At 64.5% G+C, this 15,411-nt stretch carries 13 protein-coding genes and 1 tRNA gene; 7 read left to right on the top strand and 7 right to left on the bottom strand.

The window, feature by feature from the left end:
* Nucleotides 1–21: 21 nt before the first annotated feature.
* Nucleotides 22–732: an SIMPL domain-containing protein gene (locus VGD10_RS08055; RefSeq protein WP_331040297.1), complete on the bottom strand. Its 711-nt coding sequence runs from the start codon at nucleotides 730–732 to the stop codon at nucleotides 22–24.
* 114 nt (nucleotides 733–846) lie between these two features.
* On the bottom strand, nucleotides 847–1,107 hold the full coding sequence (locus VGD10_RS08050; RefSeq protein ID WP_331040296.1) for a GlsB/YeaQ/YmgE family stress response membrane protein: 261 nt from the start codon (nucleotides 1,105–1,107) through the stop codon (nucleotides 847–849).
* A gap of 194 nt (nucleotides 1,108–1,301) precedes the next feature.
* Here VGD10_RS08050 and VGD10_RS08045 point away from each other — a divergent pair, with 194 nt between their 5' ends.
* From VGD10_RS08045 to VGD10_RS08035, 3 genes are read left to right on the top strand one after another with little or no spacing between them, the layout of a single operon-like run.
* Nucleotides 1,302–2,498 carry an efflux RND transporter periplasmic adaptor subunit gene (locus VGD10_RS08045; RefSeq protein WP_331040295.1) on the top strand — a complete coding sequence of 399 codons (1,197 nt, stop codon included), beginning with the start codon at nucleotides 1,302–1,304 and terminating at the stop codon, nucleotides 2,496–2,498.
* Nucleotides 2,499–2,527: 29 nt separating this feature from the next.
* A complete protein-coding gene (locus tag VGD10_RS08040; protein WP_331040294.1) occupies nucleotides 2,528–5,602 on the top strand; it encodes an efflux RND transporter permease subunit in 3,075 nt (1,024 codons plus the stop codon).
* A gap of 32 nt (nucleotides 5,603–5,634) precedes the next feature.
* Nucleotides 5,635–6,900, top strand: a complete 1,266-nt coding sequence (locus VGD10_RS08035) for a DUF445 domain-containing protein (protein WP_331040293.1) — start codon at nucleotides 5,635–5,637, stop codon at nucleotides 6,898–6,900.
* Here VGD10_RS08035 and murA read toward each other — a convergent pair.
* Nucleotides 6,897–8,180: a UDP-N-acetylglucosamine 1-carboxyvinyltransferase gene (gene murA / locus VGD10_RS08030; protein ID WP_331040292.1), complete on the bottom strand. Its 1,284-nt coding sequence runs from the start codon at nucleotides 8,178–8,180 to the stop codon at nucleotides 6,897–6,899. The genes VGD10_RS08035 and murA overlap by 4 nt on opposite strands.
* 176 nt (nucleotides 8,181–8,356) lie before the next feature.
* On the opposite strand from murA, the gene VGD10_RS08025 reads away from it, so the two are divergent.
* Entirely contained in the window at nucleotides 8,357–9,076 is a 720-nt protein-coding gene (locus VGD10_RS08025) for a Crp/Fnr family transcriptional regulator (protein ID WP_331040291.1), read from the top strand.
* A gap of 7 nt (nucleotides 9,077–9,083) precedes the next feature.
* Here the strand turns inward: VGD10_RS08025 and clpS are convergent, their stop codons facing one another.
* The 4 genes from clpS to VGD10_RS08005 form a co-directional block, all read right to left on the bottom strand.
* Nucleotides 9,084–9,431 carry an ATP-dependent Clp protease adapter ClpS gene (gene clpS, locus VGD10_RS08020; protein WP_331040290.1) on the bottom strand — a complete coding sequence of 116 codons (348 nt, stop codon included), beginning with the start codon at nucleotides 9,429–9,431 and terminating at the stop codon, nucleotides 9,084–9,086.
* 146 nt (nucleotides 9,432–9,577) lie between these two features.
* The gene (locus VGD10_RS08015) at nucleotides 9,578–10,036 is read right to left on the bottom strand and encodes a phasin family protein (protein ID WP_331040289.1); all 459 of its coding nucleotides are present in this window, start codon (nucleotides 10,034–10,036) and stop codon (nucleotides 9,578–9,580) included.
* 117 nt (nucleotides 10,037–10,153) lie between these two features.
* Nucleotides 10,154–11,932 carry a class I poly(R)-hydroxyalkanoic acid synthase gene (locus VGD10_RS08010; protein ID WP_331040288.1) on the bottom strand — a complete coding sequence of 593 codons (1,779 nt, stop codon included), beginning with the start codon at nucleotides 11,930–11,932 and terminating at the stop codon, nucleotides 10,154–10,156.
* Between the two features lie 55 nt (nucleotides 11,933–11,987).
* A complete protein-coding gene (locus tag VGD10_RS08005; protein ID WP_331040287.1) occupies nucleotides 11,988–12,326 on the bottom strand; it encodes a hypothetical protein in 339 nt (112 codons plus the stop codon).
* A 57-nt stretch (nucleotides 12,327–12,383) separates the two neighbouring features.
* Between VGD10_RS08005 and glpX the strand changes: the two genes are divergently transcribed.
* From glpX to VGD10_RS07990, 3 genes are all read left to right on the top strand, one after another.
* Nucleotides 12,384–13,370, top strand: coding sequence for a class II fructose-bisphosphatase (gene glpX / locus VGD10_RS08000; RefSeq protein ID WP_331040286.1), 987 nt, complete (start codon nucleotides 12,384–12,386; stop codon nucleotides 13,368–13,370).
* A gap of 65 nt (nucleotides 13,371–13,435) precedes the next feature.
* Entirely contained in the window at nucleotides 13,436–15,232 is a 1,797-nt protein-coding gene (gene recJ, locus VGD10_RS07995) for a single-stranded-DNA-specific exonuclease RecJ (RefSeq protein WP_331040285.1), read from the top strand.
* Between the two features lie 52 nt (nucleotides 15,233–15,284).
* A tRNA-Val gene (locus VGD10_RS07990) sits at nucleotides 15,285–15,359 on the top strand.
* The last annotated feature ends 52 nt before the right edge of the window (nucleotides 15,360–15,411 follow it).

Here is a 15,411-nt window from a genome sequence, read left to right as displayed (position 1 = left end):
AGCGCGGAGCGGCCCTTTTCTTTATTCCAGTTCAAAGCTGACGGAGAGGCTAACCGTCAGCGTTTGCTCACCGGGCACAATCTTCGTCGCGGCGTCCGCCGCAACGCCCATGCGGGCGCCCGTCACCATGATCTCCATCGGACGCGGTCCGTAACCGCCCGCTTCGCTGATCGACAGGATGCGCCCGACGCGTTTGCCGATCGCCTGCGCATAAAGCTGGGCCCGTGCGCGGGCAGTGGTGATCGCCCCCCGGCGCGCCTCGTCCAGCGCCTCCTCCGGCTTGTCGATAGTGAGCGTCGGCCCGTTGATCTGGTTCGCTCCCTCAAGCACCAGCGCGTCCAGGATTTCTCCGCTCTCGGCGATGTTGCGGAAGCGGACGGTGACCTGATTGCTCGCCTGGTACCCCGTCAGCACCGGCGGCTGGTTCTCCTGATAGCGATAATCGGGATTGAGGTTGATCGAGCTCGTCTGGATGTCGCGTTCGGCAACCCCGGCGCGGCGGAGCGCCGCAACCACTCGCTGCATCTGCTGCGCGTTCTGCGAAATGGCCGCGCTTGCGGTTGGGGCACGGGTCACGACGCCGGCCGAAATGATGGCAAGGTCAGGCACCCGGTTCACCTCGCCCGTCGCGACCACATCCAGCCGCGTCCCCGAAATCGGCTGCACCGCCACGGCGGCTGGCTGAGCCAAGGCGGCCGCGGGCACCCCGGCCAACACCAGACATGAAGCCATGGTCAATCTGCGTAACATCATCCGACACTCCATTCGTTCAGCAGGCGTAACGGCTGCTCCCCGCCGCTAAAACGACAGGAAAGCTGCATTGTTGCTGAACGTTACGCTGCCAGCTCAGCGGCGACGGACGAGGAGCCGGTAGACTAACAGGATCAGGAGCGCACCGAGAACGGCAGCAATGAAGCCGGCGCCGTCCCCTTCGTCATACCAGCCCACGGCCTTGCCGATGAAGCCGGCGACGAGTGCGCCCGCCACGCCGAGCAGGATGGTGACGATGCAGCCGCCCGGATCGCGGCCGGGCATGATGAACTTGGCAAGCGCTCCGGCAAGTCCGCCGACGACGATCCAGCCAAGAATGCTGTAGCCTTCGAGCATTTTCGTTGCCTCCTGTTATCGAAGGTTCACATTGGCGTGACTATACATGGCGCGGGCGTAACTTTTCCAGTAAAGGCCGCGTTCCCTCGCCGGGGGCAGTACTCATCTTTTGGGGTTGAGGCGAGTGATATATTAGCGTAACACAGTGTGACGCGGCAGGGGCCGCACTTAATCGGTGTGGAAAGATGAGAGTCATGAATTTCGAGACAGCAAAGTGGCGTCGCGAATCCCTGGAAGGTGAGGTGCTCGACGATCTAGCGCTGGAGCGCCGTCGCAAGCGCCGGCTGATCATCATCGCCGCCATTGCTGCCGCCGCCATAGCGGTCGCGGCCTTCCTGATCTTCGGAGGCGGCTCTGAAGAAAAAGCAGCCGGCGCCGCCGCGGCCAAGGGCGCCCAACAGGCTCCGACCGTCAGCGTCATCGTTCCCGGACGCCAGCAGGTTGCCCGGACGATTTCCGCAACTGGCACAATCGCTGCTCGCCGCGACATGCCTGTCGGCATTGCCGGTGAGGGCGGTATGGTTGCCCGGGTCCTCGTCGAAGCCGGTCAGTGGGTAGGCGCCGGTCAGACGCTGGCAGTCATCGAACGCTCGGTGCAGTCGCAGGAGGCGCAGCAGCTTGCCGCCGCCATCGATGTCGCCCGCGCCGATGCCCGGCTTGCCCAGCAGGAGCTCGAGCGCGCCCAGGCGCTGGTTTCTAGAGGCTTCGTGTCCAAGGCCGATGTGGAGCGCCGTGTTGCCACGCGCGATGCCGCCAATGCGCGCGTGCGCGTCGCTCAGGCCCAGCTCGGCGCCAGCCGCGCCCGCATCGGGCGGTTGGATGTCCGCGCTCCGGCCGCAGGCCTGATCCTCGACCGCAATGTCGAGGCCGGGCAGGTGGTGAGCGCCGGATCCGGCGCGCTCTTCCGCATCGCGCAGGGGGGGCAGATGGAACTGCTCGCGCGCTTGCCGCAAACCGATCTTGCGACCCTGTCGGTCGGGGTGCCGGTCACCGTGACCCCGGTCGGCTCGCAGCAGAGCTACCAGGGTTCGGTCTGGCAGATTTCGCCGATCATCGATGCACAGACCCGGCAGGGTGAAGCCCGAATCGCCATTCCCTATAATCGTGAGCTGAGGCCCGGCGGCTTCGCGTCTGCGGAGGTCCGCGCCGGGGCCACCACCGCGCCGCTACTGCCTGAATCGGCCGTGCTGACGGACGATGCCGGCAGCTACGTGCTGATCGTCACGGCTAACAATACGGTGCAGCGCCGCCCGGTTCGCGTCGGCACCGTCACCGATCGGGGCGTGGTCGTCGCCGAGGGGCTTAACGGGAACGAGCGGGTCGTGGAATCGGCCGGCGCCTTCCTTAACCCGGGTGAGAAGGTTCGTCCGCAGCGGGCGGCCAGCCGCTAAGCTGCAGCCGATTTTGGAGTCGATGAACGATGCGTAACATCTCGGCTTGGGCGATCCGCAACCCAGTGATCCCCATGGTGCTGTTCACCTTCCTGCTCGCCATGGGCGTGCTGGCGTTCAACAGGATGGACATCAACCTCAATCCCGACGTGACATCGCCGGCGGCGAACGTATCGATCAGCCAGCCCGGCGCTGCTCCGCCCGAGCTCGAGGTGCAGATCACCCGCCGCGTCGAGGCGGCTGTGCGCGGCATCAACGGCGTCAACGAGATCAACTCCACGATCCGCGAGGGCAACAGCAACACCTTCATCAGCTTCGAGATCGGCACTCCTGAGGACCGTGCGGTTTCGGATGTGCGCGACGCTATCGCCCGCATTCGCGGCGACCTTCCGGAAGGAATTCTGGAGCCGCAGGTGGAGCGCGTCGACTTCACGGACGAGCCGATCGGCTATTTCTCGGCCGAGAGCACCGCCATGACGGTGGAACAGCTGAGCTGGTTCATCGACGACACGCTCAACCGTCGCCTGATGAGCATTGAGGGCGTCTCAGTCGTAAGCCGCACCGGCGGCGTCAGCCGGGAGATCAAGGTCGAGCTCGACCCGGTCAGGCTGCAGGCGCAGGGCGTTACTGCCTCTCAGATCAACCAGCAGCTTCGGCAGGTAAACCTCAATGCCGCGGGCGGGCGGGCTGAAATTGCAGGCTCAGAACAGTCGGTCCGCGTGCTCGGCAGCGCGCTTACCGCGCATGCGCTCGGCGAAAGCCAGATCTCCGTCGGCGGCGGCCGCACCATCCGGCTGAACTCGATCGCCAATGTTCGCGACCAGTGGGCGGAGCAGACCTCCTACGGCATTCAGAACGGCCGTCAGGTCGTTAGCTTCATGGTCCAGAAGGCCAAGGGACATTCCGACGTCACCGTCTATCATGAAGTTCAGAGGGCGCTCGACGAGCTGACGCGCGAGGATCCGCGGGTTCGCTACACCCTGCTGTTCACGCCGGTAAAATATATCGAGATGCAGTATGAATCGTCGATGCGAGCTCTCGTTGAAGGTGCTCTGCTGGCGGTCATCGTGGTCTTCCTGTTCCTCCGCGATTGGCGGGCGACGCTGATTTCCGCAATCGCCATCCCGCTGTCCGCGATCCCGGCCTTCTGGTTCATGGATATGCTGGGCTTCACGCTCAACATGGTCACGCTGCTGTCTCTCAGCTTGGTGGCGGGCGTGTTGGTCGACGACGCGATCGTCGAGATTGAGAATATCGTGAGGCACATGCGCATGGGCAAATCGGCCTATCAGGCATCGATTGACGCGGCCGACGAGATTGGCCTCCCCGTGGTGGCAACCACCTTCTCGATCGTCGCCGTGTTCCTCCCCGTTGCGATGATGAGCGGCCTCATCGGGCAGTTCTTCATCAGTTTCGGTCTCACCATCGTGATTGCCGTCCTGATCAGCCTTGCCGTTGCCCGTATGATCACGCCGATGATCGCCGCCTATTTCCTGAAGGCGCACGGCGAGGCCAAGCATGGCGAAGGCTGGCTGATGGACCGTTACGTGAGGCTTCTCCGCTGGACCCTTGTCCACCGCTGGAAGACGATGGCGGTCGGCGTCCTCGCTTTCGTGGCGACTATCGGGGCCTTCGCAACCTTGCCCTTCACGTTCCAACCCAACACCGACGATGATACCGTCCAGGTTTCGGCGGAGCTGCCGCCCGGTGCGACCCTTGAGCAGACCCGCGTGATTGCTGACCGGGCAGCGGCGGTGGTGCTCGCGCAGCCCGACGTGAAATCGGCGTTCGAATCCGTACGCGCGGGTAATGCGACCATCTACATCTCGCTGAAGGACCGCGACGAAGGGCGCGAGCGGACGAGCACGGAATTCCAGCGCGAAGTCGGGCCGCTGCTGCAGAGCATTGCCGATGCGCGCGTCGGTTTCCGCAATGCGCAACGGGTCGGTGGCCGCGACGTATCAGTGCTGCTGGCCGGCTCCGATCCCGCCAAGTTGCAGGCTGCGGCGCTTACCCTCGTCGAACAGATGCGGCAGCGTCCGGAATTGCGGGCCCCCCGCATTGCCGGCGACCTTCGCCGCCCGGAAATCACGATCCAGCCACGGCAAGACCTGATGGCGGACCTTGGCATCACCACGGCAGCGATGAGCCAGGCGATCCGCGTCGCTACGCAGGGCGAGATCGATCAGGCGAGCGCGCGCTTCTCGCTTTCGGACCGCCAGGTTCCGATCCGCGTGGCGCTGACCGAAAGCGCGCGTCGTAATCTCTCAACGATCGAGAATATGCCTGTCCCCACCACCAGCGGTGGCTCAGTTCCGCTGAAGGTGGTCGCCGACATCAGCTTCGGGGCTGGACCCTCCGTGATCCAGCGCATCGATCAGCAGCGGCGCGTGATGGTCGGTGCTGACCTCGCCCCCGGCGTGGTGGACGGCGAAACGATCATCAACGAGCTGCCGATCATGCAGAACCTGCCTGAGGGCGTAGAACGCGCCCGTTCCGGGCAGCAGCGCGAGGAAGCGCAACTTGTATCGGAGTTCCTGACGGCGCTCGTCTCCGGGACCTTCCTGGTCTTCGCGGTGCTGGTGTTGCTCTACAAGCGGTTGATGGCTCCGTTCGTGAACATGGGCTCGCTGCTGCTGGCGCCTCTAGGCGGCGCGATCGCGCTGCACATTGCCGGACACGCGGTCTCCATGCCGGTGATGATCGGTATCCTGATGCTGTTCGGCATCGTCGCCAAGAACTCGATCCTGCTCCTCGACTTCACCATTGAGGAAATGGGCAAGGGCGTTCCGAAGAACGATGCGATCATCGATGCCGGCCACAAGCGTGCGCAGCCGATCGTCATGACGACGATGGCGATGGTCGCAGGCATGGTGCCGACGGCGCTTTCGCTGGAAGGCGATGCCAGCTGGCGGGCGCCGATGGCGGTGGTCGTGATCGGTGGCCTGCTGCTCTCGACGCTGCTGACGCTGGTGCTGGTGCCGGCGACGTTCAGCCTCGCCGACAGCTTCGAACGGTGGCTTGCGCCCAAGTTCCGGCGTGTCATCACCTATAGAGGCAAGGACGATCACGGTCCGGAGCAGGTGCCGCAGCCTGCGGAGTGAACTAATCGGCCGGTCCGTTTATTAGGACAGCGATGAGCCTATTCGAGCGGACCGGCCTTACCCGTTTCAATCCCGTGCAGGGCGGCGCCCGCGGCATGCGGAACATGGCGACGGGCATGCTGGTGGCGATGGCCGCCCTGTTCCTCATTGCCAATCAATTCGATGAGCAATCCGCCGCCTGGGGCTTCGTGAAAGCCTTCGCTGAAGCGGCCATGGTGGGCGGTCTCGCCGACTGGTTCGCCGTCACAGCCTTGTTCCGTCACCCGCTCGGCCTTCCGATCCCGCATACGGCGATCATTCCGAAGAACAAGGATCGGATCGGCGACACGCTGGCGCTGTTCCTCCGCGATAACTTCCTCACCCCCTCCATCGTGGCGCGGCGTATGCGGAGTGTCGATGTGGCGGGCGCTGCCGGCCGGTTCCTCACCAACCCACCGGGGGAGGGGCGGCTGCGGCAGGGCGGCTCCCGTCTTATCGCCGACATACTCGAGGCGCTCGATCAGGAGCGGCTCGGCGGCATGGTAAAAAGCGCAGTTTCATCGCGCCTCAGGGCGATGGAGGTATCGCCGCTGCTCGGCCAGTCGCTTGAGGCGGCAATCAACGAGGATCGGCACATGCCGCTCCTCGACGGCATCATCACCTGGGCAGGCCGTACCCTCGACGCCAATGAGGATATGATCCGGCGGATGGTGCACGACCGCACCGGCTTCATGGTGCGGCTCGCCGGCCTCGACGAAAAGATTGCGGACTCGCTGATCGACGGCCTCCGCCGCCTCACTATCGACATGGCGATCGATCCTTATCACCCGCTCCGCGCCAAGGCGGAGGAGGGGCTGGCGCAGCTTGCCTGGGACATGCGCTACAATCCGGAAATGCAGGCTAAGATCGAGGAGTGGAAGAACCAGATCGTCGAGAACAAGGCCGTTTCCGACTGGATGGAAAGCCTGTGGGAAAATAGCCGGGCGAGCCTTCTGAAGGCGGCGCGCGATCCCGACGCGGCGCTCGCGGGCAAGTTTGGCGAGGCCCTCCGCCAGCTTGGCGAGACGCTGCAGGAGGATCAGAGGCTGAAGGCGACGATCAACCAGTTCGCGCGCCGCGCCGTGGTCGGAGTAGTCGCAACTTACGGCAGTGGAATCGTTACCCTCGTTTCAGACACGATCCGTGGCTGGGACGCGCGCACGGTCACCGACCGGCTGGAAGGCGCTGTCGGCCGCGATCTTCAATATATCCGGATCAACGGGACTTTGGTGGGCGGACTCGTCGGCCTGCTCATCCACACGGCCGAGATCGCGTTTTAACCGTCGCTGATCCGTTCGATGTCTGCGCCAACCGCCTGAAGCTTCTCCTCCAGCCGCTCGTATCCGCGGTCGAGATGATAGATGCGCGAGACTTCTGTCGTCCCCTCCGCCGCAAGACCGGCGAGAATGAGGCTCATTGATGCGCGGAGGTCAGTCGCCATGACGGGCGCGCCGTGCAGCTTCTCGACACCTCGAACGATCGCCGCCCGTCCGCGCACTTCGATGTCCGCACCCATGCGGGTGAGCTCCGGAACGTGCATGTAGCGGTTCTCGAAGATGGTTTCGGTAAGAAGGCTGGTCCCCTCCGCCAGAGCCAGCATCGACATGAATTGCGCCTGCATGTCGGTTGGGAAGGCCGGATAAGGGGCGGTCGAGACGGACAGCGCCTTGATGCCGCCATCGGCGCGCACCGCAATCCCGTCCTTCGTGTCCTCAACGATCCCGCCCGCATCAACGAATCCGGAAAGAATCGACGGCATCGTCTCCTTGTGCGCGCCCACCAGCTCGAGGGAGCCGCCAGTGATGAGCGCGGCGCAGGCGTAGCTGCCCGCCTCGATCCGATCCGCCATGACGGCATAGGTGGCGCCGTGGAGCTTTTCCTTGCCATGGACGGTGAGGGTGTCGGTGCGAAGGCCGTCGATACTCGCGCCCATAGCGATGAGACATTTGGCAAGATCGGTGATCTCAGGCTCGCGCGCGGCGTTTTCGATCACCGTTGTGCCCTTAGCGAGAACCGCGGCCATTAGCGCGTTCTCGGTCGCCCCGACGGAAACCTGCGGGAAGCTGATCGTGCCGCCGGTGAGGCCGCCCTTCGGCGCCTTCGCCCGCACATAGCCGGACGTGATCTCGATCTCCGCTCCAAGCGCCTCCAGTGCCTTGAGGTGAAGGTCGATCGGCCGCATGCCGATGGCGCAGCCGCCCGGCAGCGATACCGTCGCCTCGCCCGCGCGGGCGAGCAGCGGTCCAAGCACCAGGATTGAGGCGCGCATCTTCCGCACAATATCGTAAGGCGCTACCGTCGAGACGATGTTTCGCGCGCGGAGCGTCATAACCCGGCCCATTTCATCCGGCTTTGCGCCTTCGACGGTGGTCGATACGCCGAGCTGGTTCAGCAGATGGCCGAAGCTGTCGACGTCGGCGAGGCGCGGCAGGTTGCGGAGCGTTAGCGGCTCGTCAGTCAGGAGCGCGCACGGCAGCAGGGTCAGCGCCGCGTTCTTGGCGCCGGAAATGCAGATCTTCCCCTTGAGGGGCTTGCCGCCATTGATGATGATCTTGTCCATGTGCGGCTTCTAGAACTTTGGCATATGCGTGCAAGCTGTCGCCACAGAATGCCGCTAAATATCACGTCTTAAACGACTTCTTGATTTCGATCAGAGCAGGGCCGCACTTTTCCTGTTTAGAAGCGTCGCGTTTGTTTGGCTGCTTATCGGGGGGAATGGGCGTCGTGGGGAGCTGCTTGGCCGAGCGGTTGGCGCATTATGTGACGCTGACGCCGAGCGAGGAAGAGGCCCTTGGCCAACTCGAACAGCAGGAACGCAGCTTCCGACGCGGCGCAACCGTTCGCGGCGAAAACGATCTGGGCCGCGAGCTTTTCATCGTTCAGAAGGGCTGGCTCTACAGCTGTGTGCTGCTCAGTAACGGCAGCCGGCAGATCATGCGCTTCCACTTCCCCGGCGATGTCGTGGGCGTCACCAGCCTAGCCTTCGGACGGTCAATCGACTCGATTACGGCAGTCACGGATGCCGTGCTCTGTCCGTTTGACAAGGATAGGCTCGCCACAGTGTTCGAGGAGCATCCGCGTCTCAGCGCCCTCATCTTCTCGATATCCCTGGCCGAGCGTGCGTCGCTCGCCGACCGGCTTGCCTCGGTCGGCCGCACTTCCGCCCGCGCCCGCGTAGCGTCGCTTCTTTGCGAGCTTCTTGCCCGGCTGCGCGTGACCGGCGGCGCCGACCTCCTGGAATTCCACGTTCCGCTGACTCAGGAGGAGATCGGCGATGCCACCGGCCTCACCGCCGTCCACGTCAACCGGATGATGCGGAGCCTCGTCGACGACGGTCTCATCGCCCGCAACGGCAGCACCATCAGGATACTCGACGAAGCGCGGCTGACGGCGGAGGTGAATTTCATCAACCGCTATGCTCAGCTCGACACGAGTTGGCTGCCGGGAGCTCGCTAGGAGCGGTTCAGGCCTTTTCCAGCGTGCACTGCAGCGGATGCTGGTTCTGCCGCGCAAAGTCGATCACCTGCGAAACCTTTGTCTCGGCGACTTCGTAGCTGAACACGCCGCAGACGCCGACGCCGCGCTGGTGGACCTGAAGCATCACCCGGGTCGCGTCCTCGATATCCATCTTGAAGAAGCGCTGGAGCACAAGGACGACGAACTCCATCGGAGTATAGTCGTCATTTAGCATCAGCACCTTGTAGGGCGACGGCGTCTTGGTGCGCGTGCGCGTCCGGGTGGCGACGCCAAGGCCTGTGCCTTCGTCGCTGTCCCTCTGGTCCCCGGCGGTAATCGTCAGCGATTCATGCATTATCATATCAATGCACAAATATGGCATGGGCTCCCGTTCCGGCAAGGCTTTGCCGCGCCTTGATGCTCGGGCCGCCGCAACGGAAAAGGCGGCCGCTCCAATGGAGCAGCCGCCCTTCCTTACGCATACGAAACTTTAGGCGTGGCTCAGAGAGCCAGCGTCTTCACGCGCTCGGCCGCAACCGAATAGCGGCTGGTGATCGGCTCAGCGATCTCGCCCGCGAGCTTGATCATCGTTTCCGAAGCCTTGGCGCTCTCGGCAACCCAGCCGTCGAAAGCCGAGCGGGCATAGTCACTCTGAAGCTTGAAGAAGTCGGTCGGCGACTTCACCTCGGCAAGGCTCTTGAGAGCGGCCGAAGCTTCCTCGAAGCTGCGGCGGCCGTAGTCGGCGGCTTCCTGGCCCAGCGTCTCGACGCCTTTGGCGGCGACGCGGCTGGAGGCGACGATCGCTTCGACATTGCCCTTGGTGAGGTCGGTCAGCTCTTCGACAAGCTTTGAACCTTTCTCAACAACGGTCTTGGTGCGCTCATTGACGTCGCCCATCACCGCCTGGAAACGTTCAGCCGCGGCGTTCTGCGCGGTATCCTTCTTCTGCTGCGTAGCCATAATCTGCCTCCTGCAAAATCCGTCAGGCGCTTACAACGCCCGCATGAAACTTATGTTGCAGTGCGGCAAATAAGCTCTGAGTGTCCAGATTTCAAGCAGATTTTGTGCAGTGCAGCATCAACGCGCCTTCACATAGCTCCCGGGAGCGTCTTCAAGCGCCTTAAGCTTTCCCTTACCGGGTACGCGTGCGCCTTTTGCTGGGACCTTCTTTGGCCCCTGCGCCTCGATCCACCGGATCCAGTCGGGCCACCAGCTACCCTTGGTCTCCTTCGCGCCGGCGATGAAGCCGTCCAGCGTCTCCACCTTCTCGTCATTGGTCCAATACTGATATTTCTGCGCGTCGGGCGGGTTCACCACGCCTGCAATGTGGCCCGAGCCAGCGAGCACGAAACGGAGCGGCCCCTGGAAGTGATGGGTGATCTTCCACACGCTTTTGGCGGGCGCGATATGGTCGTCGCGGCCGGCCTGCACATAGGTGGGTGTTCGCACCTTATTGAGCACGATGGGCGTCCCGTCGATCTCGACTGCGCCAGGTTGGACCAGCCTGTTCTCGCGATAGAATTGGGTCAGATACTCTAGGTGCCACTTGCCGGGCAAATTGGTCGTGTCGCCGTTCCAGTGGAGCAGGTCGAACTGCGGATAATCCTGCCCCATCAGATAATGGTTCACCACATAGTTCCAGACGAGATCCTGGCCGCGCAGCAGGTTGAACGCTGCGGCCATGTAGCGTCCGTCGAGATAGCCTTTCTCCGCGGATAGCTGCCGCACCAGCTCAAGCTGCTCGTCGCCGGTGAACTGGAGGAGGTCGCCCGCTTCCGAAAAATCCACCTGCGCGGTGAAGAAGGTGGCGCTCGCGACCTTGTCGGCCTCGCCTCGCGCCTCCAGCAGCGCCAGCGCGGCGGCGAGCTTGGTGCCGGCGACGCAATAGCCAACCGTGTGCACCGACTTCACCTTCAGCGCGTCGCGCACCGCATCGATCGCCTCGATTTCGGCGAGGACGTAATCGTCCATTTTGAGATCGGCCATGCTTTCATCCGCCGACTTCCACGAGACGACGAAGACCGTGAGGCCCTGGTCCACCGCCCATTTGATGAAGCTTTTCTTCGGATTGAGATCGAGGATGTAAAAGCGGTTGATCCAGGGCGGAAAGATGACGAGCGGCGTTTCGAACACCTGATCCGTCGTCGGGCTATACTGGATGAGTTGGTAGAGCGGCGTCTGCTTGACGACCTTGCCGGGCGTGGTGGCGACGTTGCGCCCGACCTCGAACGCTTCCGGGTCGGTATGCGTTAGCTGCCCCTTGGAAAGGTCCCGGAGCATGTTTTCGAGGCCTTTGAGCAGGCTTTCGCCCTTCGTCTCAAGCGCCCGCTCGAGCACTTCCGGGTTGGTGACCGCAAGGTTGGACGGCGACATCGCATCGACGAACGCCTTGGTGGTGAAGCGGAGCTTCTCCTTCGTCTTGTCGTCCAGCCCGTCGAGTGCGTCCACCGAGCCCAACAGCCGCTCCGACACGAGCAGGTAGGTCTGGCGAAGCATGTCGAACAGCGGATGCTGCCGCCATTCGGGCGCGGCGAAGCGCTTGTCCGTGTCGGCTTGACCCTGAAGCGCGGTGGGCGGCGCATAGCCGCCAAGCGTGCGCTGCCAAACCGACATTCCCTCGGTCCAAAGCTCCACCTGCGTCCTGGCAATCTCGGCTGGATCGGGGAATGCAGTCATGCCGGGCCATTGCAGCGCCGGCGCCGCCACCGCCTTCGCCGCCGCGCCCTGCATCTGGCCCGCCATATGCTCCAGCATCATTTGCTGCGCCCGCGCCATGACGGAGGTCCATTGCCGCATGTCCTCCAGCGTCGGGATCGGCGGGGAGGCGGGTGTCTCGCTGCTCTTCTCGTCGGTCATGAAGGCGCTTTATAGCAACGCGGACCCCTTCAAAAGCGGCCTCGCTCCTTCACCGTCAGAATTTGGTCCCAACAGTGACGCCGACAGGCTTGTGGCAAAGCCGGAGGCAGCCGCCGACGCTGGTCGAAGCGCGCGGCGCCTCTCCAGGCAGCTCGACAGGAACGCCCGCTTCCCGCGTGACCGGCAGCGGCATGCGATAGGGACTTTCTTCGCGGCGGCCGCAGACGACGATCTCCTCCCCGTCGGCGCCTTTAGGGCAGCCGTTCACGGCCGCTACCGGCTGGAGCGTCTGGCGGTGCATCTGAAGCGCTTCTTCTGCCGTTACCGGCGCCGCGCCCGCGGGAGTCGAAAGAAGGATTACCGCCGCAAGCACGGCCATTCTCGACAACGCCATACACCTCGCCTATCCGGCACGCCGGAATTCGCTTCAGAAACAGGGATGACAGAAACGATGGTGACTGCAAGCCATACTCTCGACCGTGTGCTCGTTCTCGAGATGGTGCGCGTCACCGAAGCGGCTGCGGTCGCGGCCTCGAAGCTGATCGGGCGCGGCGACGAAAAGGCCGCGGACCACGCAGCGGTTGAGGCAATGCGGGCGGCGCTCAATACCCTTGAGATCGACGGCACGGTGGTGATCGGCGAAGGCGAGCGGGACGAGGCGCCGATGCTGTTCATCGGCGAGAAGGTGGGTCTGGCGCAGGACGGCGGCCCCCGCATCGACATCGCGCTCGACCCGCTGGAAGGCACCACCATCACCGCCAAGGGCGCTCCCAATGCGCTGGCGGTGCTCGCGATCGCGGAGGAGGGCTGCCTCCTCAACGCGCCCGACGTCTACATGGACAAGATCGCGGTCGGCCCCGGCTATCCGGAAGGCGTGATCGACCTCGCGAAGTCGCCGACCGAGAACGTCCGCGCCATCGCTGCGGCCAAGGGCGTCGATCCGTCGGAGATCATCGCCTGCGTGCTCGACCGGCCGCGGCACGAGAAATTAATTGCGGAACTGCGCTCGCTGGGCTGCGGCATCAACCTCATCCCCGACGGCGACGTGGCAGGCGTGATCGCCGTCACCAACCCCGACACGACTATCGACGTCTACATGGGTTCGGGCGGCGCGCCAGAGGGCGTGCTCGCGGCGGCAGCACTCCGCTGCGTCGGCGGCCAGTTCCAGGGCCGCCTCCTGTTCCGCAACGATGACGAGCGCGCCCGCGCCGCGAAATGGGGCGTCGAGGATCTCGACCGCATCTATCACCTGAAGGACCTCGCCAAGGGCGACGTGATCTTCGCCGCGACCGGCGTCACCGACGGTTCGCTGCTTGAGGGCGTGAAGCGGCGGAAGCATTGCGTCACCACCGAAAGCGTCGTGATGCGCGCCTCTACCGGCACGATCCGCTGGGTGAAGGGCGAGCACCGGAACGAGCCGGGCGCGGGCTGCAGCTGATCCTTCCACAGGCTTTTTGAAGCGCGGGGATTCACGCCGACTCCGGAATGGCTTAGGGTCGGTGCGTGAACCTCTACAAACCCGTCTCGGAGCCGCATTCCTACGTCTGCGGTGTCTCGCGCTCCATCCTCGGTCAGCCCTGGCGCTGGCGGGGCTCGGCGGCGGACGGGCGGGACGAGGGGTTGGTTCCCGACGATCTCGTCGCCCAACTGCTGATGGCGCGCGGCGTGGCGCGGGAAGAGGTGGAGCGGCACCGGACGCCGACCATCCGCGAGTTCATGCCGAACCCCTCCATTTTCCGTGACATGGACAAGGCGGCGGAGCGGCTTGCCGATGCGGTTGAGGCGCGCGAGCCGGTCACGGTCTTCGGCGACTATGATGTGGACGGAGCGACATCCGCGGCTTTGCTGATCCGGCTGCTGCGCGGCCTCGGCTGCGACCCTCAGGCTTATATCCCGGACCGCCTCATGGAGGGCTACGGCCCATCGGGCGAGGCGTTGGTGCGGATCGCCGAGGGCGGGGCGAAGCTGATCGTCACCGTCGATTGCGGCGCGCAGGCTTTCGAGGCGCTGGAAATGGCGAAGGGCGCGGGCGTCGACGTGATCGTCGTCGACCATCACAAATGCGCGAGCCGGCTTCCCGAGGCGCATGCGTTGGTGAACCCCAATCGGCTGGACGAAGCGGACGAAGCCGCCGCGCACGGCCATCTTGCCGCCGTGGGCGTCTGCTTCCTGCTCGGCGCGGCGACTTTGCGGGTGCTTCGGAAGCGGGGCTTCTTCGAAGGGCGGGCGGAGCCGAAGCTTGTCGAGCTGCTCGACATCGTCGCGCTCGGCACGGTGGCGGACGTGGCGCAGCTTCGCGGCCTCAACCGCGCCTTCGTGACTCAGGGCCTGAAGGTGATGGCGCAGCGGCGGACTATTGGTCTCGCCGCGCTGCTCGACGTAGCGCGGCTGGAGCGGGCGCCGACCTGCACCGACCTCGGCTTTGCACTGGGGCCGCGGATCAATGCGGGCGGGCGCGTCGGCAAGTCCGATCTTGGCGTTCGGCTGCTCACCACCGAGGATGCGGCGGAAGCGCGGGCGATTGCGGAGGAGCTGGAACGGTTCAATCAGGAACGCCGCGCGATCGAGACGATGGTTTGCGAGGCGGCGGAAGAGCTTTGCAAGGCGCAGGGCAACCGCTCGGTCGCGGTCGTGGCGAGCACTGGCTGGCACCCCGGCGTGATCGGCATCGTCGCTGGGCGCCTTAAGGAAAAGCTCGGCCGCCCTGCCATCGTCATCGCGATAGACGAGCAGGGGGTCGGCAAAGGCTCCGGCCGCTCGATCTCTGGCGTTGATCTCGGCGCGGCGGTGCTTGCGGCCAAAGATAGCGGCCTTCTCGTGGCAGGCGGCGGCCATGCCATGGCGGCGGGGCTTACCGTGGAGCGGAATAAGGTCGATGCCTTAATCGAGTTCCTTGATGAGCGGCTGGGCGGGGACGTCGTCCGCTGCCGCGAGGATCGTGCGCTCCTCCTCGATGCAGCACTGGCGCCGGGCGGCGTCTGCCCGGACCTGTGCGACGCGCTGGAGGCGGGCGGACCTTATGGCGCCGGCTGGCCGGGTCCACGTGTTGCCGCGGGCCCCGTCAAGATCATTAAGGCGGACGTGGTCGGGAACGGCCATTTGCGGCTGATCGTGGCCGGCGACGACGGCCGCCGCATCAAGGCCATCGCCTTCCGCATGGCGGAAAGCGAGCTCGGCCAGGCGATGCTCGGCGCGCCGCCGCGCCGCAAGCTCTGGATCGCCGGCCGGATCAAGCGCGACGATTGGGGTGACCGCCCCACGGCGGAAATCCACCTCGAAGACGCGGCTTGGGCCGACTAAGCGGCTTGACCCATAAGCGCCGCTCACTTAAGCCGCGCCCTCACTGGCTCATGGCCCCTTCGTCTAGCGGTTAGGACGCGGCCCTTACACGGCTGAAACACGGGTTCGATTCCCGTAGGGGTCACCACATCTCGATCCTGCGGGGCAGGATCGAAGGGGGTGGTAACGGCGAACGTAGT

It is taken from the genome of Allosphingosinicella sp. (assembly GCF_036402135.1).
GTDB lineage: Bacteria > Pseudomonadota > Alphaproteobacteria > Sphingomonadales > Sphingomonadaceae > Allosphingosinicella.
Note: the sequence above shows the minus strand (reverse complement) of the source record. Positions and strands in the feature narration are given on the sequence as shown.

Coding starts and splice junctions, on each gene's coding strand:
- VGD10_RS08055 (WP_331040297.1), bottom strand. CDS start 732: ATGGCTTCATGTCTGGTGTTGGCCGGGGTGCCCGCGGCCGCCTTGGCT.
- VGD10_RS08050 (WP_331040296.1), bottom strand. CDS start 1,107: ATGCTCGAAGGCTACAGCATTCTTGGCTGGATCGTCGTCGGCGGACTT.
- VGD10_RS08045 (WP_331040295.1), top strand. CDS start 1,302: ATGAATTTCGAGACAGCAAAGTGGCGTCGCGAATCCCTGGAAGGTGAG.
- VGD10_RS08040 (WP_331040294.1), top strand. CDS start 2,528: ATGCGTAACATCTCGGCTTGGGCGATCCGCAACCCAGTGATCCCCATG.
- VGD10_RS08035 (WP_331040293.1), top strand. CDS start 5,635: ATGAGCCTATTCGAGCGGACCGGCCTTACCCGTTTCAATCCCGTGCAG.
- murA (WP_331040292.1), bottom strand. CDS start 8,180: ATGGACAAGATCATCATCAATGGCGGCAAGCCCCTCAAGGGGAAGATC.
- clpS (WP_331040290.1), bottom strand. CDS start 9,431: ATGCATGAATCGCTGACGATTACCGCCGGGGACCAGAGGGACAGCGAC.
- VGD10_RS08015 (WP_331040289.1), bottom strand. CDS start 10,036: ATGGCTACGCAGCAGAAGAAGGATACCGCGCAGAACGCCGCGGCTGAA.
- VGD10_RS08010 (WP_331040288.1), bottom strand. CDS start 11,932: ATGACCGACGAGAAGAGCAGCGAGACACCCGCCTCCCCGCCGATCCCG.
- VGD10_RS08005 (WP_331040287.1), bottom strand. CDS start 12,326: ATGGCGTTGTCGAGAATGGCCGTGCTTGCGGCGGTAATCCTTCTTTCG.
- glpX (WP_331040286.1), top strand. CDS start 12,384: ATGGTGACTGCAAGCCATACTCTCGACCGTGTGCTCGTTCTCGAGATG.